The sequence below is a fragment of the Chryseobacterium sp. GM_Chr_2 genome (assembly GCF_026540445.1).
In the GTDB taxonomy this organism is placed as follows: Bacteria; Bacteroidota; Bacteroidia; order Flavobacteriales; family Weeksellaceae; genus Chryseobacterium.
The window spans coordinates 327,914-351,248 of sequence record NZ_JALNUD010000001.1 but is presented as its reverse complement, the minus strand read 5'-3'; the positions used below and the strand labels follow the sequence as shown (position 1 = coordinate 351,248).

The following is a 23,335-nucleotide window of genomic DNA, read 5'->3' as shown; positions in this document are numbered from 1 at the left end:
TTTTTTAATTGATGACAAAAACTTTGAGAAGTTATAGTTGCAAAGAAGTCTTTAGTAGGAGAAAATGCTTTGCTTTTTATGATATTAGTTTGAATAGTTTCTTCTCTATTTTTAAATTTGAACCATTAAAAACATGTAAGAAGTTGAGTTTAATTAAGAAAAATAAAATTGATTTTTTAATAAACGAAGTATAGCTTAATATTCTAAACTTCTTAATTAAAATCGTAATGGTTCAAAATGTATTTAAAAATTCTCAAAGTTTTGTCAATCATTATATTAGTGAGCCGGAGTTAAAAGATCTTCCTCCAATTTTTGTCTTTGAAGTCTTTTCTTTTTTCTGCTCGGCATTTTTTCATGTAAATACTGGAAGATCACAAACATTACAGGAATAATGAATACTCCGAATACCACTCCGGTAAACATTCCTCCAACAGTACTGATTCCAATTGAGTGGTTCCCTTTTGCAGCCGCTCCTTGTGACCAAACTAATGGTAACATACCCACGATGAAGGCAAATGAAGTCATCAGAATTGGTCTTAAACGTAATCTTGACGCCTGAAGTGCTGCTTCAAGTAAACTTCTTCCTGCATTTCTTCGCTGAACGGCAAATTCCACAATAAGAATCGCATTCTTGGCTAATAATCCGACGAGCATGATCAAACCAACCTGAACGTAAATGTTATTATCAATTCCTGCTAATCCTGTGAAAGCAAATACTCCGAAAATCCCTGTTGGAATAGTAAGAATAACTGCAAACGGAAGGATATAACTTTCATATTGGGCTGCCAATAAGAAGTAAACAAACAAAATGCTTAATGCAAAAATGAAAGTGGTTTGTCCACTAGTTTTGATTTCCTCACGGGTAATTCCTGTCCATTCATATCCAAAACCTCTTGGAAGTGATTTTTGTGCAGTTTCTTCAACCGCTTTAATCGCATCTCCGGTACTGTAGCCAGGTTTCGGTGTTCCGTTGATCGTAACCGCGTTGAAGAGGTTATTTCTTGTTACCGTTTCAGGTCCGAACGTTCTTTTCAATGTTACCAATGTTTTTACAGGAACCATTTCGCCTGATTTATTTTTAACATAAATTCCTTCCAAAGAATTCGCATCCGTACGATAAGGAATATCCGCCTGAGCCATTACTCTGTAATATTTCCCGAATCTGTTGAAATCTGAAACGAAGCTACTTCCGTAATAAATCTGCATCGTTTGCATCAATTCAGTAATAGAAACGCCTAACTGATTCGCTTTATCTGAATCTACATCAATCGTAAACTGAGGGTTTCCAGCGGCATACGTTGTAAATGCAAATGCAATTTCCGGGCGTTTCATCAATTCTCCGATGAAGGCCTGAGTGGTTGTTCCCAATTGTTCAAAAGTACCGTTGGTTTTATCCTGAAGCATAAATTCAAACCCAGAAACGTTACCAAATCCCTGAACTGTAGGGAAGTTGAAGAAGAACGCGTTGGCATCTTTTACCTGCGCGACTTTTCCGGTTAATGAAGCTGCAATCTGGTCGGGATCTTTCATCTCGCCGCGTTGGTCATAATCTTTCAGTTTAATAAAACCGGCAGCATAAGGAGAAGCATTGGAGTTGCTGATGAAGTTCATCCCATCGGCTACCCAAAGGTGATTTTTAGCTTTTTCGCCGTTAATGATCTTGTCGATTTGCTCTGTTGCTTTGTTTGTTCTGTCTAATGAACTTCCCGGAGGAGTATTGACCGCATATAAAACGAATCCCTGATCTTCCGTCGGAATAAACCCTGAAGGTGCTTTGTTGATTAAGAAAACACTTCCGGCAATCAGAAGAGCTAGACCTCCGATGGCTACCCATTTATTTTTAATTAAAAATTTAAGGCTGTAGATGTATTTTCTTGTCATGTTATCAAAACTGGCATTGAAAGCATTGAAAAATCTTGCGCCAAACCCTGTTTTTTTACCATGCTCACCGTGTTCTCCCTGAGGATCATTAAGAAACATTGCACATAAAGCCGGACTTAATGTTAATGCGTTAACCGCAGAAATCATAATCGCAATCGCCAATGTAAAGGCAAACTGTCTGTAGAAAACTCCCGCAGGACCTTGCATAAAGCCAACCGGAATAAATACGGCACACATCACCAATGTAATGGAAATAATCGCTCCTGAGATTTCACTCATGGAACTCATTGTTGCATGTTCTACAGGCATTCCTGTTCTTTCCATTTTGGAGTGAACAGCTTCTACCACCACAATTGCATCATCTACCACAATACCGATGGCGAGTACCAATGCAAACAATGTCAGCATATTAATACTGAATCCAAACAGTTGAAGGAAGAAGAAAGTTCCCACAATAGCCACCGGAACCGCAATCGCTGGAATTAATGTAGATCTGAAATCCTGAAGGAAAATATATACTACAATAAATACCAGGATAAACGCAATCACTAATGTTTCAACAACCTGATGGATTGAAGCATCCAAGAAATCCTTAGAATTATACATAATGATCGGTTCAACTCCTTTTGGAAGGGTTGTTTTCATCTGATCAACCTGTTTTTCAATCTCTGTTAAGATCTCATTCGCGTTCGATCCTGCTGTTTGAAGGATGGCAAATCCGGCAACCGGTTTTCCATCAACTCTGTTAGCGGCAGTATAAGTATAAGAACCGAATTCTACTCTTGCAACATCTTTCAGTCTTAGGAAAGAACCGTCACTGTTCGCTTTGATGGCAATATTTTCGTAGTCTTCGTTTTTGTTTAATTTACCTTTATATTTTAAGATATATTCGTAAGTTTCCTTGCTTCCTTGTCCCAAACGACCAGGTGCTGCTTCCAAGTTATGATCTTTTACGGCATTCAAAACTTCCTGTGGAGAAAGTCCGTTGGCTGCTAATCGGTCTGGTTTCAGCCAAAGTCTCATGGAATAATCTCTCGTTCCGAAAACCTGTGCCTGAGCAACCCCCGGAATACGCTGAATTTGTGGAATTACGTTAATCTTCAAATAATTCTGAAGGAAAAGTTCGTCATATTGTTTCGGGTCATCACTTGTTAATCCCATGAACATAATCATACTGTTCTGAACTTTCTGTGTTGAAATTCCCGCCTGCACAACCTCTTGCGGAAGCTGGCTCATGGCTTTGGATACACGGTTCTGAACGTTCACGGCTGCATTATCTGCATCAGCACCTTGTTTGAAGAAAACGCTTAAGGTCATGGTTCCGTCGTTACTTGAGTTGGAAGTCATGTACGTCATGTTTTCTACTCCATTCACGGCTTCCTCAATCGGGGTAGCTACCGAGCGGGCTACCACTTCCGCATTCGCTCCCGGATAGAATGCTGTTACCTGAACACTTGGCGGCGCAATATCCGGAAAGAGGGCGATGGGCAAATTAAAGAGGGACAGCGCCCCCAATAATAAAAGTATTATGGAGATGACCGTTGAAAGTACCGGTCTTTCTATAAATTGTTTTAACATAAGAAGTTTAATTTTAAGTTGCTTATAGCGATTAGCTTTTGGCCATTGGCTAAAAAGATGCTTCTGAATTCATGATTTTTAAATATTGCATTAAACGCAAAAAGCAAAAAGCCAGAAGCAAAAAGCTGTTTTACAACGGTTTTGCTTTCAGCAAGCTGTCAGAAGAAATAGCTTTCGGCTTGATAGAAACACCATCTTTTAAGCTGCCCAATCCCGTGTAAACGATTTTGTCACCTGCAGAAACCCCTTCAGAAATAAAGTAATAGTTTTCTGTTTTTCCTGAAATTTTTATCGGTTTGCTGGCTACTTTCTGATCTTTTCCAACCACGTAAACGTATGTTTTATCCTGAATTTCAAACGTTGATTCCTGTGGAATAACCACTGCATTAGACATTAATTGAGGCATACGAACACGTCCTGTATTTCCTGTTCGCAGCGTTCCGTTTGCATTTGGAAATACGGCACGAACACTGATGGCTCCTGTTGTTTTATCAAACTGTCCGTCTACAATGCTCATTTTACCTTTTTCAGGATAAATGCTGTTGTCAGCGATCACCAAATCTACCATTGGCATATTTTTCAGCTTTTCATTTAGAGTCGCTCCTGGATATTTATTTTGAAAAGCAATAAAATCCAATTCGCTTAAAGAGAAGTACGCATAAATCTCGCTGATGTCTGATAATAAAGTCAATGGATTTACATCTGTTCTTGAAATCAAACTTCCTTTTTTATAAGGAATTCTTCCGATATATCCACTTACAGGAGCTGTAATGGTGGTAAATCCAACGTTGATTTTAGCGCTTCCAACTGATGCTTTTGCTTGTGAAGCGGCTGCCACTGCGGCTGCATAGTTGGCTTTTGCTGTTCTCAGTTGTACGTCAGAAACTACTTTTGCAGCAACAAGAGGTTCTAATCTGTCGACCTCAACTTTAGCTTTTTGAATGTTGGCATTTGCGGCCTGTAAATTGGCACTTGCCATATTCATCTGTTCGCCGTAAGTTCTTGAATCTATTTTAAATAAAGGCTGTCCGGCTCTTACATAAGCGCCTTCTTCCACATAGATTTTGTCTAGGTAACCGTCTACCTGCGATCTTATTTCCACATTGTTTTTTCCTTCCAAAGCAGTCGGAAATTCTTGATAGGTGGTTGCCGGAGACGTGATGATAGTATAAACAGGCAGTTCAGGAGCCGGAGGAGGAGTGTTAGATCCTTCAGCAGCCTTTGTGCAGTTTTGTAAAAGGATAATACTTGATATAAGTACGATGAACCTTATTTTTCCAGGTATTTTCATTTTTAGTTTAAATTTTTTAATGAAGTGTTAGATTAAATAATATTGTTTTTAATTAATATTCTGTTATTTTTCCTAACGGTGTTAATTTAAAGTTTAAAAAAAATTACAGAATTATTAATCTTGATCAGGTAGATGTTTCCATAATCGAAATTGTTTTTAATGTTGGTTTAAGTATATAAAGATGAGGTGTACGTATGTTATTTTTCCTAACGCTGTTAATGATAAGGAAAAAAAATAGCCAGAATTATTGTTATGAAATCAGTTTTCATTGTAAAGTTGTTATTATTAATTATAAAAAAAATTGGATAACGTTAATTATTCCATGTTACTTTTCCTAACGGTGTTAATTTTTAGTTCAAAAAAAATTTATAAAGACTTAATGAAAGCAGAAACTGTTTCATCTAAAGTCGTTTTATTCATCGTAGAAGGTATGTCGTCATTACGCATCATCATAATGGAAATCAAACCATGCACCGCCGAAAACAGCGCGTGAGAGGAGTGACAGGCATTATCAGGGTTTGAACCTTTTTTCTTAATGATCTCATAGGTGCAGTCATACAGCATATCCTGAAACGACGAAAATTCTTCTTTCATCAATCCTTTTCCGCTGCATTGCATTCCCAGCCCGAACATCAGCTGATAATACTCCTTATTCATAAAAGCAAATTTCCAGTATGCATCCACAATCGCTACCAATTGCTCTTCAGGAGTGTCATGTTTTTTCTGTGCTTTTAATAATTCGATGTGCAAACAATGGAAGCCATTTAATGATATTTCAAATAAAATAGCTTCTTTGTTTTCAAAATAATCATACACTACAGGCGCGCTATACTCAATCGCATCAGCAATTTTTCTGATCGAAAGTGAAGCCCACCCCTCTGTTTTAGCCAAAGAAAAAGCCGCGTCCAAAATATTGGCACGTATAGATTCTTTTTCTCTTTGACGACGTTCATGTAAGCCCATGATATTTTTTTCTAACAGTGTTAGCAAAACTACAAACTTTTGAACATAACTTCCAAACAAATTTTTGACTTTAATTTTTAAAGATACGTTTTGAAGGTCTCTTATAATTTGGCTGGACACTTGAAGAATGGGGCTGGAAGCACGTTCTGAATAGTAATTTTTTAAATTATTGTAAAAATTAATATAGCTTATAGTCCAATTCAATGGATTATTATTTTTAAACTTCCATCTTCATGTCCACCGCTTCTTTACTTATATAATAAAGAAAATCTCTATCTTTGTGCACAAATAAAAAAAGTTATGAATACTCCCTCAAATATGATTGAGTTGGGTTTAAAAGCACCATTTTTTGAGCTTCCGAACCCTTCAAAAACAAATGAAATTCAGTCATTGGATGATCTGAAAGGAGAAAAAGGAACGTTGGTGATCTTCATGTGTAACCACTGTCCGTTTGTTCTTCATGTGATTGATAAGTTGAATGAATTATATGAAGATTATAATGAAAGAGGGATTGAATTTATTGCAATCAACTCCAATAACGTAGAAAAATATCCAGATGATGCTCCGGAAAAAATGATCGAATTTCAAATTGAAAGAAAGTTTGATTTTCCTTATTTATATGACGAAAGCCAGGCAATTGCCAAAGCGTATGATGCGGCTTGCACACCGGATTTCTTTTTCTTTGATGAAAAATTAGACCTTATCTACAGAGGGCAAATGGATGATTCTAGACCTGGAAATCACAAAGATGTAACGGGTGAAGATTTGATTATTGCTTTTGAAAACCTTTTGTTGGGCGAACCGCAAGAAGAAATCCAGAGACCGAGCATGGGTTGTAATATTAAGTGGAAATAATCTCTGAATGATTGTTGCGGGTTTTCGGTTGATAGCTTTGCAATTCAAATATATAAAGCTGTTCTTTTGAGCAGCTTTTTTGTTTTGTAATGTGTTGAAAATATGCTTTTTAAATTTAATAAAAAAAGTTATCCATAATTTTATCCACAGAGTTATCCACAATTTGTTTTTTGAAAATATCAATTGAATAGCTGTTGTGAACTTCGATCTTCCCACATCACGCTTCCATCCTAAAAACCAACGTTAATCTTCACTTCATTTTCAAGACTCAAATCCACATTTACTTTTTTGTGTGAGAAATTCTTAATAAATTCTGAAGGTGTTTTTTCGGTATATTTTTTAAACATTCTATTGAAATACGTCACATTATTAAAGCCACAACTATAACTGCATTCGGAGATCGTTTTATCCTGAGCCATCAGCAAACACGCTTTATTGATGCGATATCTGTTCACAAATTCGGTAAACGTAATCTGGGTTGCCTTTTTGAAAAAATTACAGAAAGCAGGCAACGTAAGATTGGCGAGCTTTGCCACCTCGTCAATATTGATTTCTTTGTCATAATTGTTTTCCACATAGGTGAAAATATTTTCCAGCCGCGTTTTATTTTTTGAAATAATGGTGTAAGGCATAATTTCTTTATTTAAAAGCTCATAATCTTCACACTTTGAAAGTTCAAAGAGGATTTCCAATAAAAGCAAATATCTTTTGTATCCTTCCGATTCCAGCATGAGTTTTAATTTTGGCATCATCATTTTATGGATATTCTGGTGAAAATGAATCCCGAATTTTGAAAGCTCCAATAAATTTTTGATTGAGATTGCTTCCACTTCCTGGTGCGGGAACTGCAAAATTTCTTCTTTAAACTGAAGTACAATTTCTTCATGAGGATCAATAGAATTCAACCCAAATCCGGAATGCGGAATATTTGAACCGATCAATACTAAATCTCCGTTCGTATAATTACTTTTATGATAGCCGACATGTCGCGTTCCGCTCCCAGAAAGCACACATACCAATTCAATTTCGGGATGATAATGATATTCCCATTTGAATTCTGAAATAGGTGAATTGTTGTGGATAAGTCGAAAAGAGCTCTTTTCATCGGGGATGACTCTCTCAAAAGTAACTTTCATTTAGTTAATCATATTTTGTTGCCTAAAATAATAATTATATTAATATAGTTCAAATATTGGTTTATGATGTTAAATTAACGTTAAGCGAAATGCCTTTATCTTAGTCACCAAGAAATTATATGAATGAAAAATTTCAATATTAAGGCCGTTTTATTTTTAAATTATTTCGTTTTTGCGATTCTTTTGAATTCTGTAGGAACGGTAATTTTACAGATGCAGCAAAACTTCGGAATCTCAAAGTCTTCAGCAAGTGTGTTGGAAGGTTTTAAAGATTTGCCGATTGCAATCTGTTCATTCATTCTGGCATCGTTTTTACCGAAGATCGGCATTAAAAACTCGATGTTGATTGCACTGCTTTTGGTAAGCGGTATGTGCTTTGTAATGCCGTTTGCAAATAATTTTTGGTTTTTCAAGCTACTGTTTACTATTGTTGGGATTTCTTTTGCTTTAATTAAAATTTCGGTTTTTACCTCTATCGGATTGGTAACGAATACAGATAAAGAACATTCAAGTTTTATGGGTTATCTGGAAGGTTTTTTTATGATCGGCGTATTAATGGGAAATGTTTTATTCAGCTTATTCATAGATGATCATAACCCAAGATCAACCCATTGGCTGAATGTATACTGGGTTTTAGGAGGAATTTCTACACTGTCTTTTTTGTTTTTATTCTTCACAAAATTGGACGAGCACGAAGCAAAAAGTGAGAAAACAGATTTGCTCGGAGATTTAAAAAACAGTGTAAGTTTATTCAGTTATAAAAAAGTCTTGTTCTTTTTATTATGTGCATTCCTTTTCGTTTTGGTTGAACAAAGTTTCCAAACATGGACGCCAACTTTTTATAAAGAAATTTTAAAAGTTCCGACTTCAATGAGTATTCAGGCGGGAGCAGTTTTGGCAGGTGCTTTTGCATTGGGAAGATTTTTATCGGGCTTTTTCTCGAAAAAATTCAGCTGGATTTACGTAGTTTCTTTTTGTGTGGTTGGTTTTGCGATAAGTATTTTATTAGTTCTTCCCTTAACTCACAACATTCATATTGACGCGGGAACAACTTGGCTGAATGCTCCGTTGGTTGTCTATTTATTTCCGTTGATGGGAGGTTTATTGGCGCCAATTTATCCAAGTATCAATTCGGTGATTTTAGCATCGATTCCAAAATATTTACACAGTGCCATGTCTGGTTTAATTGTGGTTTTCTCTGCAATCGGAGGAACAATTGGATCGATAATTACAGGTTTTGTGTTTCAGGAATTCAGTGGTCAACAGGCGTTTTACCTTTCATTAATTCCGCTTTCGCTGTTGATTATTTCAGCAATTTTCATGAATAAATTAAAAATAAATCCTAAAAAATAAATCCTAAAAAATAAAAATGAATAAACAATTATACATCAACGAAATTCAGACTCTTTTTGATGACGTTCAAAGATTAAAAATTTTTGAAGATCAGAAGATGATGACCGATGCAGTTCCGTTGTTTCCTATTTCCGAAATCAATGCGAAATATGAAACAGAAAAAAAGTCAGAAAATTTTGATTTGAAAGAATTTGTACTGTCAAATTTCGACTTTTTAGGGGCGAAAGTTTCGATTCACAGAGAAAAACAATTGCCGATTGAAGAACATATTGAAAAACTTTGGGATGAGTTGACTAGGACCGCTTATGAAGAAAAAGGAACATTGCTGAAACTTCCGAAACCGTACATCGTTCCGGGAGGGCGTTTTAATGAATTCTTTTACTGGGACAGCTATTATATTATGTTGGGTTTACAAGTTTCAGGAAGAGTTGAAATGATGGAGAATATTGTTGAAAACTGTTCTTATTTAATTCAAACCGTTGGATTTGTACCGAATGCGAGCCGAACGCATTTCTTAAGCCGTTCTCAGCCTCCGTATTTTTCGTTGATGTTGGATCTGCTTTTGGAAACCACGAAGGACGAAAATATTTATATCAAATATCACGATACTTTAGAAAAAGAACATGCTTTTTGGATGAAAGGCTTTGATAAGCTTGAAAATGAAGAAAGCTCAGAAAGGGTGTTGAAAACTATTAATGGAGATCTGCTAAACAGATATTACGATGCGGAAAACGAACCGCGCCCTGAAAGTTATTTAATTGATATTGAAGATTCGGAAAATGCGGGTGAAGAATTTTACAGAAACATCCGAAGCGGATGCGAATCGGGTTGGGATTTTTCCAGCAGATGGTTTGCAGACGGTGAAAATATACAGACCATTGAAACATTGAATTTAGCTGAAATTGATCTTAACTGCCTTTTGTGGCATCTTGAAAAAACATTGGCGAAATCTTCATCACTTCAACATCTTATGGAGAAAGAAAATTATTATTCAGAAAGAGCAGCAGACCGAAGACAGATGATCGACAAATATTTCTGGGATGAAAATTCCGGAACATACAAAGATTATCACATAAAAAAACACACAACAACCTCGTCTGAACATATTGCTGCTCTTTATCCTTTATTCCTTGGATTGGCGAGTGAAGAACAGGCGAAGTCTGTTGCTGAAATTATTTCAGAAAAATTTTTATATCAGGGCGGATTGGTAACGACAACCAAAAAAACGGGTCAACAATGGGATCTTCCGAATGCCTGGGCGCCTTATCAATGGCTGGGTTTTAAAGCAATGAAGAAGTATGGCTTTGATGATTTGGCGGAAAAAATTAAAACTAACTGGTGTGCAAATGTAGAAAGGGTTTACCAAAACACAGGAAAACTCATGGAAAAATACAATGCATTGGATATTGAAACGGTTGCAGGTGGTGGAGAATATCCAAATCAGGACGGTTTCGGCTGGACGAATGGAGTTTATCTTAAGTTAAAAGAAAACTAAATTTTAAACTAAAAAAATTAAAACTAACTGTAAAAAATTATATGGCTATGAATAAAAAATCAATCTTATTAATTGCCGGTGTTGCCACACTTTATTTCAATAATGCTTATGCTCAGGAAACTCCGCAGGATTCCACAAGATCTGCATCTATTGAGCAGGTTGTCATCACCGGGAATTCTAATCCGAAAAAGAAAATAGAATCCAGCACTGCAATTTCTACGTTTAGTGCGAAAGAAATTCAGAAGCAAAACCCGATCAGTGCCGCAGCTTTACTACAAAGAGTTCCGGGATTTGCAGTAGAGACTTCTGGTGGAGAGGTGGGAAATAACCTTTTTGCAAGAGGGATTCCTTCCGCAGGGGCATATGAATTTGTACAAGTACAGGAAGATGGGCTGCCGGTTTTTGAAGATGGAGCTCTGCAGTTTGCGAATGCTGATAATTTTTTCCGTGTGGATAATTCGGTGAGCCGTCTTGAAGCTTTGAGAGGGGGATCAGGATCCATTTATGCTACTAATTCTCCCGGGGGCCTTATTAACTTTATTACTAAAGAAGGAAGTAATGATTTTAAAGGAACGGCGAAATTAGAAACCAGTACTTATGGCTTAATGCGTACCGATGTCAACTTGGGAGGAGCATTGGTTCAGGATAAATTATTCTTTAATGTTGGTGGCTTCTACAGAACAGATGACGGGATCAGAAAAACAGGTTTTAAAGCCAATAATGGAGGGCAGATCCGAATGAATCTTAAATATGTTTTCGATAAAGGATATGCCAAAATTTATTATAAAAAACTAGACGACAGAAATACTTTTTTCCTTCCGATTCCTTTGGTTCAAAACGGAAATAAACTGAAAGGTTTTCAGGGGGTTGATCCGAATTACGGAACATATAGCTACAGAGCAATTAGTCAGTTGAATATTCCTCAAGCGGGAGGTGGTTTTTTTAGCAGGAATTTAGAAGATGGAATTCATCCGAAAGTTGATGTTTTAGGAGCTGAGTTTAAGTACGATTTGGGGAATAATTTTTCTGTCATCAACAAAACGAGATACACCAATATCAATATGAATTATACCGGAATTTTCCCTTCCGGCGGACCACAATTAGCGACAGATTTTGCTAATGACAATGGGATTGCAGGAAATAATTTTCAGTATTCATCGGTAAGTTCAGGAGCTATTGTCAATCCTCAATATGTTCAGAAGCTAGGGTTTTGGGCAATCGATAAGCAAATGAATAATTTTGTGAACGATTTACAGCTTAATTATAAATTCGATAAAGGAAATGTGACGGCAGGTTTTTATAAATCCAACTGGAAATCTCATCAAAACTGGAACTGGAGCAATATTCTGACCACGGCGACCGACAGACCTGAGTTACTGAATTTGGTTGATTCTTCATTAAATCCTACTGATGTCGGATATTCTAAAACCTATAACGGTGTTACCGATATGTCTTTCCTAATGAGAGATTCTCAGATTCAGGGAAGTTTGAATGATCTTTATCTGAATTTAGATTATAATATTACGGATGCTTTAAGTTTCAACGGAGGAATTCGTTACAGTCGAGATTTTTACAAAGGATATGGCGTAAATACCACAACTTCAAATCTTAATAATTCTGGATTGACCGTAGATGGAACTCATGGTTTTGAGACTATAACGGCTGATGATAATATGTCTGTGTTAGGAAATAAATACACCTATTGGAATTATGATGTGAATAAGGTTTCGTTTACCACGGCTTTAAATTATAAAATCAACAGAGAAAATGCAGTGTATGCCCGTTTTTCCAATGGTTTCAGATCTCCGAATGAAGAAGCATATTATAATAATATGAATGATCTTTCGGCGATAAAACCTGTAACGACCAATCAGTTGGAGATTGGGTACAAATATTATTCAAGATCATTTGATATTGCGGTGATTCCGTTCTATTCAACCTTGAAAAATCTTTCATTTACTGATATTTTCTCAGACGGAACTTCTGAAAATAAATTTGCCAACACCACCAATATTGGGGTTGAATTGGAAGGATATGCTAGATTATTTAATAATGTGCTTGAGCTGACTTTCAATGGAACGATTCAAAATCCAAAATATAAAGATTTTACAGGACGAAATGCAGATGGAAGTTCTTTTAATTATGACGGAAATGCCGTAAGAAGAATGCCGAAATTCTATTTCAATATTTCTCCTGCGGTAAATATTACGAAACAATGGAGAGCGTATGTAAGTATGAATTATTACGGAAAACGTTTTCAGGATGAGGTTAATTCGGAAAATAACAGTTTGCCTTCATTCTCAGAATTTGGTGCGGGAACTTCTTATCAGTTAGGGAAAATCCGTTTTGCAATAGATGGAACAAATATCTTTAATACCATCGGAATCACAGAAGGTGATCCAAGATCTCCATTAACGGGAACCGGCGATATCAGAATGGCAAGACCGATTATGGGGGCGGCTGCAAGAGCGTCTGTTACTTTAGATTTCTAAATAACTAGTTTTTTATATTTAAATTGAAAAACCGTCGGAAATTTTCTGACGGTTTTTGTTATTTTTTAAGAGATGCTTCGACTTCGCTCAGCATGACATCGCTAAAAATAGATTGCTAATAAAGAAGTTAGTATTAGAAATGTCATGCTGAGCGGAGTCGAAGCACTCAAAAGTCATTGAGTTTAAATTCTAGTTTTTACTTAAAAAACGGATTATACTGCTTTTCAAACCCAATACTCGTTGGATTTCCGTGTCCTGATAAAACCTGTGTTTCATCATCAAGAGTGAAAAGTTTGGTTTTAATTCCGTTGATAAGTTGTTCGTGATTTCCTTTGTAAAGATCGGTTCTTCCGATGCTTCCTTCAAACAGAACATCACCGGAGATCATGAATTTTCTACGGTCATTATGATACACAATGCTTCCCGGAGAATGCCCCGGAACATGATAAATCTTAAATTCTTCACCATCAAGATCAATGGTTTCTCCCTCGTTAATGTACTCGATGTCTACATTTACGGGTTCTAATGGGAAACCAAATCTCATTCCGCTTGCCTGAAGCATATCCAAAACTTCCTGATCGTCTTCGTGCATAGTGACAGGAACTTTAAATGTATCGTATGCCCATTGAAGACCCAAAACATGATCGATATGAGCATGGGTTAAAAGAATTTTCTGAATTTTCAATCTGTTTTCTGAAATAAATTTGTCGATAAGCTGAGTTTCCTGCTCATTCATATTTCCCGGATCGATAATCCATGCATTTTTATTTTCATTATAAAGTACATATGTATTTTCGCTTGCAAAATTGAATACGAAACGCTGAATCTGAAGCATAAGCTGAATGTTTTTTATTGAAACAAATGTAGCCACAAAAGTTTTGTTTTAAAATATTTTAATAAATTTTTAATTTGAATATATTTAAAGAGATAAACCTCTCTATCTTTTATGGTTTAAAAATCTTTTTTCGTTATCTTCGTCATAATGAAAACTTTGCAATTATTTTTACTTTCTATAGGTGGTTTAATGCTTGGGCAGAAAATCCAGAGTATCCAATTATTCAATCCTCAGACGAATGATGAAACGCCGGTGATTAATTTCAATCAGCAGTTGGTGTTAAGTTTTGATGATCTTACGAATTCCAGCGAGATTTATCGGTATACACTGAAACATTACGACAGAAACTGGCAGGATGATAATCTTTTCTTTACCGAATTTGCTAACGGAAGTCTTAACGGTTTGCTGGATCGCTTCGAATATTCATTTAATACACTGCAGCCCTATACCCATTACAAACTGAACTTTCCGAATGATAAAATGCAGCCGAAAGTTTCAGGGAATTTTGAGCTGATCGTCTATAAAGATTCTGCAGAAAAACCTTTGTTTAAAAGGAGGTTTTATGTGGTTGAAGATAATGCCACGATGGCTTTAAATGTTACGCGATTTGCAGATGCTAAAAATCCGAATGCCAACCAAAGAGTAGAGATACAGGCGGTTGCAAAAGGTGGTGATCTTACTTCAAATGTAAATTCTGTTACGGTAAACGTGATGCAGAATAACAACCCAAATGTTACGGTAAATAATCTAAGGCCAAGTACAACATTAGGAAACAAACTGCTTTTCCAGCAAATGAATCTTGTTTTTCCTGGAAATAATGAATTTTATTATTTCGATAATAAAAATATGAATATGGCTGCCGATATGGTAAACTCGGTTGAGGTAAAAGACGGGGTAAACTATACTTACCTTCATCCCGTTTGGGCATATCCGTTGAATTATCAATATCAGCCGGATGTAAACGGAGCGTGGTATTACCGTAGAAATGATTTGGGATTGGAAAGAAATGCGGAGAGAGAAGCAGATTATTCTTGGGTATATTTTTCACTGGATTCGGAACCTTTAAATAAAGAAATTTATGTCTTGGGCGGATTTAATGATTTTAAACCCAGCAAAGAATTCCAGATGCAATATGATGAACAGAATAAAAAATATGTGGCAAAGATTTTCCTGAAACAAGGTTTTTACAACTATATTTTGGCGACAAAAGAAGCAAACGGAACATTAAATTTTGGTGAGATCAACGGAAATTTCTGGCAAACAGAAAACCTTTATCAGGCCTTTATGTATTACAAACCTTTTGGTAGAAACTATGACGGATTGATAAGCTACGGAGAATTCAGAACGCCTGTGAAATAAATTTATATAAATGAATTTTTAACGAAAATAAAAAAGCCTTACAGAAAATAAACTGTAAGGCTTTAATATAATAATACTAGTCTTGAAATATAATTATGTAATCAAATAATTTTAATCTTCTTTAAAAATAGCGGTAATAAAAAGGTTCTCCTCGTTTTCAAAAACATAATGAATATTCACGGGGAAATTCTGCATTTTGTTAACGGCAATATCACTTGATTTTGCGACAGAATTTTCCGAAATTTCATTGATAGATGTTTTCAGATCTTCCAAAAAATCGATTCCTTTATTTTCTTTTTCAGCATTAAAAACCCGCATAAGCAGCCTTATGTCATTCTTTGCAATCGAAGAGAGAAGAATTTTCATCAGTTATGCGCAGTTCTTTTTCAGTTCAGAAATGTTTTCAAAAAAATCTAGTTTTGTTTTCGGATTTTCCTGATGAAACTGAATTCTGTATAACACCTCATCGATCTGAAACTGCGGAACAGAAATTCTGTTATTAGTTTCTAAATTTTCTACCATTTTCGCTAAAGTTTCCAACAATTCGGGAGTGAAACTTTCAATCTTGTGCTGTAAAATTTGGGCAGTTGCATTCATCATTTTAATTTTTAAGGTTGATGATGTTGTTTTGATGGGGTAAAGGTATGAAAAATAATTAAATTTCAAATATTTTATTTAAAATAATAGGGGTGTGTTTTGTTTTTAATTAAAAATTCGAAATAATGTGTGTTTTTTTAAGGGGTGTTGTGTTGTTTTTATTTTTTTTAACCTTGCGACACTTGAACTTTCTTAAAAATAAATTCTCTAGAAGTTAAAGTTATCCCTAAAGTCAGTTTTTTATTTTCATCACATTCTTTATTTCTTAAAATCTTCATTCTATTTGTCATTCTGAAAGGATCTAGAATTGAATCTTTCCCAATTATTTTCTAATACTATGTTTAGATCCATATGAGATTGCAAATGGAATGGTTATAAATTGAGTAATGAAAAAAAATAATCCAGAAAGGTTTTATCCAAATAATTAATGAAAAAAGTTATCCACAATATCACCTTTTTGTAATGATACTGAATTGTGATTTTTATTATCAATTAATTTTGACGGAGCTTTTTATATATAAATGTTTTGATTACTAGTTATTTAATAACAATTATTCTTATGAAAATCGATTGTGAAAAGTAAATTCAGAAGATAGTTTTCCACAGATGAATTTTCCAGATAAATGGTTCGATCGATTTTTTAGATAAAATAATGCTTAAAAAAAAGTTATCCACAATGTCATGTTTTCGAATTGAACTTTCTTTTGTGAAAAAATAAATCTCGTCTGAGTCTCAGACGAGTCAAAATATTTTCCTGTCATCTGAAGTTCAGACGGAGCAAACTAAAAGTGGTTGAAGCAAGTTTTACTTTCAGACGATAAGAACCAATAGTGATTGAAGCTTTCTGAGACTCAGACGAACAAAACCAAAACAGGTTGAGGTTTTCTGATGTTCAGACGACGTAAACATATATTAATTGAGAGATTCTGAAACTCAGACGCGATAAACAAATATTTTGACAAAAAAATAACCTCCATTGCTGGAGGTTTTATCTTTTAAACTAAATAAAATTCATTTAGTTTTTCTTCGCATAATGTTTTTACAACGTCTATCCATCGGTCTTCATCATTAAGACAAGGGATGTAATGGAAATTTTCTCCGCCACCATGAAGAAACTGTTCTTTGCCTTCCACAGAAATTTCTTCTAAAGTTTCCAGACAATCTGAAACGAAGGCCGGGCAAACAATAGCCAGATTTTTTATACCTTTTTTGCCAATGCTTTCTAGCGTTTCGTCGGTGTAAGGTTCCATCCATTTATCTTTTCCTAATCTCGACTGGAAGGTTACCATCACTTTTTCTTTTGGCAATCCTAATTTTTTAATCACAGAATTGGTAACATCAAAACACTGATGACGGTAACAAAACTGATGACTCGGATTGTTTTCTCGCGAACAGCAGTCGTTTAAATTACATGTCTTTGTAGGATCCGTCTTATAAATATGTCTTTCCGGAACACCGTGATAAGAAAACTGCAAAGCGTCGAAATTCTCAGGAAGTTTTTCCTTAATACTTTCAGCTAAACAGTCAATATAAATATCTCTATTATAGAAGGGTTGAATATAGTTGATTTTGATGTTTGGGAATTTTGCTTTTCTTACTTCTTCCGCCTTATCAATCACGGTTTCTGTGGTGCTCATCGCATATTGTGGATAGAGCGGAAAAAGCACGATGTCGGAAACACCCTGGTCAACTAATTTCTGAATTCCTGCTTCAATACTCGGTTGGGCATAGCGCATCCCGATTTCTACAGGAACATCTACCAGTTTTTGAAGTTTTTTCTGAATTTTTTCTGTGATAACGATAAGTGGCGAACCCTCATCTGTCCAAACCGTTTTATAGGCTTCTGCAGATTTTGCAGGTCTGGTGTTCAGAATAATCCCTTTCACCAGCAATGCACGGAAGATCCAGCGATAATCGATCACTTTTTCATCCATCAGAAATTCGTCAAGATATTCTTTTACATCATTTACCGCTGTAGACTTTGGTGAACCAAGATTTACAAGTAAAATTCCTTTTTTAGCCAAAATTTTTAATTTTAATTATGAATAGACTTTTCAAAATTCTTCATCAACTTTGAAATTTCCGCAAAAGTATCATTTTTCAGTGAGCCATCTCTCTCGAATCTGCCCTTGATACCTTTAATCAGCAGTTGGTGATCATCAACTTTTGCGCCAAGAGTCTTCAGAATTAATAATAATTCTTCATGCCCTTTTTCTCCATTGGCGGAAGCGGTTACCACAGCTGTAGGTTTTTCATTAAAAATAGTCGTAGAAACGAACCATTCTAATAAATTTTTTAATCTGCTCGGAATACTGAAAATGTACTCCGGTGTAGAAAATACAACACCCGCTGAACTATTGATGTCCTCACGAATTTTCAATACTTCGGCAGGTGTGTTGATATCTGTATGTTCCGTATCAAAATGCGGAAGGATAGAAAGATCATCATATACTATAAAATCAGCCTCTTGATTTTGTTGAAAGGTATTTTCCATTAATTTAAAATTGCTGGAATTTTTGGTAGCACTTCCTATAATGATGACGATTTTCTTTCTTTCAGACATTTTAAAGGAAATTATCCGTTTACAGCTTCCACTCTTTCTACCAATTCAGGAACGAATTGTTTCAAAATATTTTCAATTCCACCTTTTAAGGTTGCTGTTGAACTTGGGCAACCTGAACAAGCACCTTGTAGAAGCATTTTTGCAGTTTTATGTTCCTTATCATATTCCATTAGAGAAATTTTTCCACCGTCATTTTCTACTGCAGGAGCAACGTATTCATTTAAAATGTCAGAAATTTTCTGCTCGTCGTCTGTATACTCTCTGTTGATGATTTTTTCTACAGGATTTTCGTGCTTTTGGGGCTCAAGGTTTGAAATTTCACCTCCGTTCTGAAGATGCTCGGCAATTAATGCACGAACTGTCATCATTACCTGATGCCATTCCACAGAATCATCCTTCGTTACTGCCACGAAATTGTCAGAAATAAAAACTTCTTTCGCAAATTCAAATTCCTTGAAAATAGCCTGAGCCATAGGAACGCCCTCTGCTTTATCTCTAGATTTTACTTCCACAAAGCCGTCCATAAGCATTTTGTTGGAAACGAATTTCATTACATTAGGGTTAGGCGTCATCTCAGCATAAATCTGATACATCTCTTTTTTCTTCTGAAGGTAAATTCTTGGGTTTGCCAAAAGCTCGTCTTCCACTACATTTTTCAGGCTTTCTGCTACATGTTCCCATTCTACGGTATCCTGTTTTGCAACGGCCACAAAATTAGCCGTAATGAAAATTCTTTCCACAAACGGATAATTGAAAAGCTCCTGTGCCAAAGGAATTTCTGAAATATCTGAATCTCTGTCCAACTCTAAAGACCCCGGAATCAAATTGTAATCTGCTACAAATTTTATCACTTTCGGGTTTTCGGTTGGTTCTATAAGTATAGTATGCATTTTTTCGTTAAATTTGAGATACAAAAATACGGAATTAGAAGTTAGAAGTCCGATGTTGGAAGTTAGATTTTCGCTATCACTGTAATTTACAATTTGTGATTTGAAGATTTAATTTTCAAAGGAACTCATTATCAAATTTTCAAATTAAAAAATATGGCACTTATAAAAGAACTTTTAGGCAAATCTCCTCAGATTGGGGAAAATACTTTTTTAGCAGAAACGGCTACGATTATCGGAGATGTTACGATGGGAAGAGATTGCAGCGTTTGGTACAATGCGGTGATAAGAGGGGATGTTCATTATATTAAAATGGGCGATAAAGTGAATGTTCAGGATAACGCAATGCTACACTGTACGTATCAAAAATATCCTTTAAATATTGGAAATAATGTTTCCATTGGTCACAATGCGATTGTTCACGGATGTACGATTCAGGACAATGTTTTGATTGGGATGGGAGCGATTGTAATGGATGATTGTTTGGTTGAAGAAAATTCAATTGTAGGCGCGGGTTCTGTGGTAACGCAGGGAACTCATATCAAATCAGGAGAAGTTTGGGGCGGTGTTCCGGCGAGAAAAATTAAAGATATCAATTCGCAGCTATTGGAAGGTGAAGTCAATAGAATCGCCGATAATTATGTGAAATATTCTTCCTGGTACAAAGAAAACGTGAAAGACGTTGTGGAATAGTTAGAGGTGAATAATCAATTTGCTACGCAAGGCAATTTTTTGAGTGGTTAAAAATTCACTATCGACTCGTAGAAATTGACTAGTGATATAAAAAAGCTTTATCAAAATATGATAAAGCTTTTTTTAATCCCTTAATGTTTAAACTCCTTTCCGAAATCTATTACTGAACGGGATATACAACCTCTGCTTTTCCGTTGATACATCTTACTCCCACAGGTTCTCCTATAAAAGAACAGTCGGATGAGATATTATATTTTTGGTTAAACTCTTTTTCTTTGTTGTTGTAGTTTTCAATTTTTGGTAAAATTGAAGCTTCCATTTTTGTAGGATAAGAAATGTAATATTTTGGCCCACCGCAGGCTTTTGCTCCCATTGCAGCAGGTTTCCAATCGCCAACTGTTGCTTCCGTACACTTTTCTTTACCAATTTCGGCTTCTATTTCAGTTTTTAATTTATCAAGCTGTGCCTGATCGTATTTTTGACTGCTTTCATCCGCCGGTCTTTCAGAAATATCTTTAGGCAGGTTGGTATTTACATTTTTTGTTGTATTACATGAGACTACCGTTAACGTAGCAAATAATACTAAAGCTGGTATTTTTAGAAATAAATTTTTCATAATAATGTTTTTTCTCCGCAAGAATTTTCAAAACTTGTGCCAAGATAAAAAAATCAAATTCATTTTCCGTAATTTTGGCAACGATGAACAATCATTTTTTTGACTTACTAGAGCATACCAACCGAAGTGTATTTTTAACGGGAAAAGCAGGAACAGGAAAAACTACTTTTCTCAACGATTTTGTAAAACGTACCCGCAAAAAGCATATTGTGGTGGCGCCTACGGGTATTGCTGCGATTAACGCCGGAGGAGTTACCATTCACTCGATGTTTGGTTTGCCGCTGAGAACCTTTTTACCGACAACCGACAGGATAGATACCAGTTTGGCGAATAATATTGCCGATCTGATGCCTCATTTCAAATATCGAAAAGATAAGCTTAAACTTTTAAGAGAAGTGGAAATTCTTATCATTGATGAGGTTTCCATGCTTCGTTCTGATGTTTTGGATATGATGGATTTTTCCTTACGTTTTATCCGAAGAAATAATCAGCGTTTTGGTGGGGTTCAGATGTTGTTCATCGGAGATTTATATCAGCTTCCGCCGGTGGTGAGAGATGAGCATATCTTAAAAATGTATTACAATTCGCCGTTCTTTTTTGATAGTCTGGCGATTAAAGATATTCCGTTAATTACCATTGAATTAACCAAAGTTTACCGTCAGACCGATCAGGAATTCCTGGAAATTCTGAATGCCATTCGTGACGGTGATGTTGCCAATATCGATTTTAATCATTTGAATGAAAGATACGATCCCAATTTCGAAATGGGAACAGATTCTTACGTGTATCTGTGTTCGCACAATAAAATGGCGGATGAGATCAATCAGGAAAAATTAGCCGAAATAAAAGTGGATGCCCGAAGTTATGAAGCTAAACTTTTTGGTGAGTTTAAAGAAAATCAGTTTCCGAATGAGCAGTTTTTAGATTTGAAGATGGGCGCTCAGGTGATGTTCATCCGAAACGATATTTCGGGAGAAAAGAAATATTTTAACGGAAAATTAGGTGAAATTTCTGCGTTGGATGAGAATGAAATTAAAGTGATTCTCGATGGAAGCGACAGAGAAATTACCGTTAAACGTGAAGTCTGGGAACAGAAAAAATATTTTCTAGATACCGATAAAAATATCAAAGAAGAAGTTTTGGGAAGCTTTGAACAGTTTCCGATAAAGCTGGCTTGGGCGGTGACGATTCATAAAAGTCAGGGGTTAACGTTTGATAAAGTAATTATCGATGCCGGAAAAAGTTTTACGGCTGGTCAAGTTTATGTGGCGTTGTCGCGTTGCCGAACGCTGGAAGGAATTGTTTTGAAATCTAAAATTACACCTGAAGTTATTTTTAAAGACAACCGAATTCTGCATTTCCATACCGATACGGTGGCTAATGATAACGTTGAAAATATTTTAAATAAAGAAAAATACGATTACAGTATCAAAAAAGTGCTGCGTACCGTAGATTCTCAATGGTTATTGAAGGAAGTGGAAGAGTGGAACAGATTGTCGATCGTTACCAAAAGTATAGATCATGTAAAGGCCAATCAATTATATCTTCAGCTAAAACATGAGACGGTAAATCTTGGAAAGATTTTCGAAAAACTAGATCGAGTAATTTCTCAAAAGGTTAATAATTTTATTGAAAATAAAGAAGAATGGTCGGATATAGAAAGCAAAACGAAAGGTGCCGTTAATTTCTTTTTTACTGAAATTAAAGATAAAATTTTCAGTCCGCTGAAAGAATTTTATGCTGAAATAAAAGGCGCAAAAGGTTTAAAGCAATATAATGAAGAGCTTCGAAATTGGCTGGAAGATATCGAAGAATATTTAAATAGTTTAAAGGAAATTCATTTGTTGGAAACCCGTTTGCTTGATGAAAAAAATGACAAGGAAGTCAGCATGAAAATTGCAAAAGTACCGTCTCAGGTTCTGACTTTTCAATTATTTGAACAAGGGAAAACCATTGCTGAAATTGCTTTGGAAAGAGGTTTGGTAAAGGAAACTGTGATTGGTCACTTGGCGAAATTTGCCGAACAAGGCCTGCTGGATATTTCAAGAGTGATTACTTCTGATAAGATTAAAACTTTTGAAGAAGTTTTCCACAGAGATCCTAAAGAGACGTTAACAGAATGGAAAAATGTATTGCCTAGTGATTTTGAATTTAATGAAATCAGAATTTTGATTAATCATTTTAATTATCAAAAGGAGAAAGGGAAATAAAATATAAGAGGATTCGGTAAAAACTGAATCCTTTTATATTTAAATGCTGCTTAACTTTCTTTTGTTATTATCCCAATACATTGCAGATCGGCTATCATTCATGAATTCTACTTCTGTATTTTCAATATCATTGAATCTACTTTTATCAGTTTTAGAAAATTCAATTACTGTAAAATATTTTTCATCCAAATAATTAAAATCAACAAGTTTAAAATATTCATCAATAGAATTTCTGTCAATCATAACTTTTCCGCCTCCGCACCAATGTCTATCCTGTCCATTTTTCTTTACACCAGAAACCCAATATTCTTCACCAGTTTCGATATCGAAATGATTTCCATAAGTTCCGGGATTTTTAAGTTTTTTCAAAGCTTTTCCGTTAAAGTAAACAGTTTGCCCAGACTTTGAAAATTCTACAAAACCAATCCAAGCTGGTCCCGTGTGACCTTCGGATTTGTTTTCGATGTACATTATTTTTGATTTCATGGTTTTAAATTTAAGCTAGATTGAATTCTTCAGCAATCACAAACT

The 23,335-nt window shown here is 35.4% G+C and carries 19 protein-coding genes; 7 read left to right on the top strand and 12 right to left on the bottom strand.

What is annotated here, in order from left to right:
• Positions 1-276: 276 nt before the first annotated feature.
• From OXQ85_RS01715 to OXQ85_RS01705, 3 genes are all read right to left on the bottom strand, one after another.
• The gene (locus OXQ85_RS01715) at positions 277-3,459 is read right to left on the bottom strand and encodes an efflux RND transporter permease subunit (protein WP_267401962.1); all 3,183 of its coding nucleotides are present in this window, start codon (positions 3,457-3,459) and stop codon (positions 277-279) included.
• A 130-nt stretch (positions 3,460-3,589) separates the two neighbouring features.
• Positions 3,590-4,750 (bottom strand): efflux RND transporter periplasmic adaptor subunit, encoded by a 1,161-nt coding sequence (locus OXQ85_RS01710; RefSeq protein WP_267401961.1) that lies wholly within the window; start codon positions 4,748-4,750, stop codon positions 3,590-3,592.
• Between the two features lie 366 nt (positions 4,751-5,116).
• On the bottom strand, positions 5,117-5,740 hold the full coding sequence (locus tag OXQ85_RS01705; protein WP_267401960.1) for a TetR/AcrR family transcriptional regulator: 624 nt from the start codon (positions 5,738-5,740) through the stop codon (positions 5,117-5,119).
• A 273-nt stretch (positions 5,741-6,013) separates the two neighbouring features.
• On the opposite strand from OXQ85_RS01705, the gene OXQ85_RS01700 reads away from it, so the two are divergent.
• Positions 6,014-6,568 (top strand): thioredoxin family protein, encoded by a 555-nt coding sequence (locus OXQ85_RS01700; protein ID WP_267401959.1) that lies wholly within the window; start codon positions 6,014-6,016, stop codon positions 6,566-6,568.
• A gap of 230 nt (positions 6,569-6,798) precedes the next feature.
• Here OXQ85_RS01700 and OXQ85_RS01695 read toward each other — a convergent pair whose 3' ends face one another.
• Positions 6,799-7,704, bottom strand: a complete 906-nt coding sequence (locus OXQ85_RS01695; protein WP_267401958.1) for an AraC family transcriptional regulator — start codon at positions 7,702-7,704, stop codon at positions 6,799-6,801.
• 123 nt (positions 7,705-7,827) lie between these two features.
• Between OXQ85_RS01695 and OXQ85_RS01690 the strand changes: the two genes are divergently transcribed.
• The 3 genes from OXQ85_RS01690 to OXQ85_RS01680 are packed head-to-tail and all read left to right on the top strand — an operon-like array spanning position 7,828 to position 13,044.
• Positions 7,828-9,057, top strand: a complete 1,230-nt coding sequence (locus OXQ85_RS01690) for an MFS transporter (protein WP_267401957.1) — start codon at positions 7,828-7,830, stop codon at positions 9,055-9,057.
• 16 nt (positions 9,058-9,073) lie between these two features.
• On the top strand, positions 9,074-10,552 hold the full coding sequence (locus tag OXQ85_RS01685; protein ID WP_267401956.1) for a trehalase family glycosidase: 1,479 nt from the start codon (positions 9,074-9,076) through the stop codon (positions 10,550-10,552).
• A gap of 47 nt (positions 10,553-10,599) precedes the next feature.
• Entirely contained in the window at positions 10,600-13,044 is a 2,445-nt protein-coding gene (locus OXQ85_RS01680; protein WP_267401955.1) for a TonB-dependent receptor, read from the top strand.
• A gap of 196 nt (positions 13,045-13,240) precedes the next feature.
• Here the strand turns inward: OXQ85_RS01680 and OXQ85_RS01675 are convergent, their stop codons facing one another.
• The gene (locus OXQ85_RS01675; protein ID WP_267401954.1) at positions 13,241-13,879 is read right to left on the bottom strand and encodes an MBL fold metallo-hydrolase; all 639 of its coding nucleotides are present in this window, start codon (positions 13,877-13,879) and stop codon (positions 13,241-13,243) included.
• 147 nt (positions 13,880-14,026) lie between these two features.
• Here OXQ85_RS01675 and OXQ85_RS01670 point away from each other — a divergent pair, with 147 nt between their 5' ends.
• A complete protein-coding gene (locus OXQ85_RS01670; protein ID WP_267401953.1) occupies positions 14,027-15,238 on the top strand; it encodes a type IX secretion system plug protein domain-containing protein in 1,212 nt (403 codons plus the stop codon).
• 111 nt (positions 15,239-15,349) lie between these two features.
• Here the strand turns inward: OXQ85_RS01670 and OXQ85_RS01665 are convergent, their stop codons facing one another.
• From OXQ85_RS01665 to OXQ85_RS01645, 5 genes are all read right to left on the bottom strand, one after another.
• Positions 15,350-15,604, bottom strand: coding sequence for a hypothetical protein (locus OXQ85_RS01665; protein ID WP_267401952.1), 255 nt, complete (start codon positions 15,602-15,604; stop codon positions 15,350-15,352).
• A gap of 3 nt (positions 15,605-15,607) precedes the next feature.
• Positions 15,608-15,835 carry a hypothetical protein gene (locus OXQ85_RS01660; protein ID WP_267401951.1) on the bottom strand — a complete coding sequence of 76 codons (228 nt, stop codon included), beginning with the start codon at positions 15,833-15,835 and terminating at the stop codon, positions 15,608-15,610.
• Positions 15,836-16,830: 995 nt separating this feature from the next.
• Positions 16,831-17,859 carry a ferrochelatase gene (gene hemH, locus OXQ85_RS01655; protein ID WP_267401950.1) on the bottom strand — a complete coding sequence of 343 codons (1,029 nt, stop codon included), beginning with the start codon at positions 17,857-17,859 and terminating at the stop codon, positions 16,831-16,833.
• An 11-nt stretch (positions 17,860-17,870) separates the two neighbouring features.
• The gene (locus tag OXQ85_RS01650; protein WP_267401949.1) at positions 17,871-18,398 is read right to left on the bottom strand and encodes an NADPH-dependent FMN reductase; all 528 of its coding nucleotides are present in this window, start codon (positions 18,396-18,398) and stop codon (positions 17,871-17,873) included.
• 11 nt (positions 18,399-18,409) lie between these two features.
• The gene (locus OXQ85_RS01645) at positions 18,410-19,288 is read right to left on the bottom strand and encodes a NifU family protein (protein WP_267401948.1); all 879 of its coding nucleotides are present in this window, start codon (positions 19,286-19,288) and stop codon (positions 18,410-18,412) included.
• 153 nt (positions 19,289-19,441) lie between these two features.
• Here OXQ85_RS01645 and OXQ85_RS01640 point away from each other — a divergent pair, with 153 nt between their 5' ends.
• Positions 19,442-19,978: a gamma carbonic anhydrase family protein gene (locus tag OXQ85_RS01640; RefSeq protein ID WP_267401947.1), complete on the top strand. Its 537-nt coding sequence runs from the start codon at positions 19,442-19,444 to the stop codon at positions 19,976-19,978.
• Between the two features lie 160 nt (positions 19,979-20,138).
• Here the strand turns inward: OXQ85_RS01640 and OXQ85_RS01635 are convergent, their stop codons facing one another.
• Positions 20,139-20,594 (bottom strand): hypothetical protein, encoded by a 456-nt coding sequence (locus tag OXQ85_RS01635; protein WP_267401946.1) that lies wholly within the window; start codon positions 20,592-20,594, stop codon positions 20,139-20,141.
• 83 nt (positions 20,595-20,677) lie between these two features.
• Between OXQ85_RS01635 and OXQ85_RS01630 the strand changes: the two genes are divergently transcribed.
• Entirely contained in the window at positions 20,678-22,804 is a 2,127-nt protein-coding gene (locus OXQ85_RS01630; protein WP_267401945.1) for a helix-turn-helix domain-containing protein, read from the top strand.
• A 39-nt stretch (positions 22,805-22,843) separates the two neighbouring features.
• Here OXQ85_RS01630 and OXQ85_RS01625 read toward each other — a convergent pair whose 3' ends face one another.
• On the bottom strand, positions 22,844-23,290 hold the full coding sequence (locus OXQ85_RS01625; RefSeq protein ID WP_267401944.1) for a hypothetical protein: 447 nt from the start codon (positions 23,288-23,290) through the stop codon (positions 22,844-22,846).
• Positions 23,291-23,335: the final 45 nt, after the last annotated feature.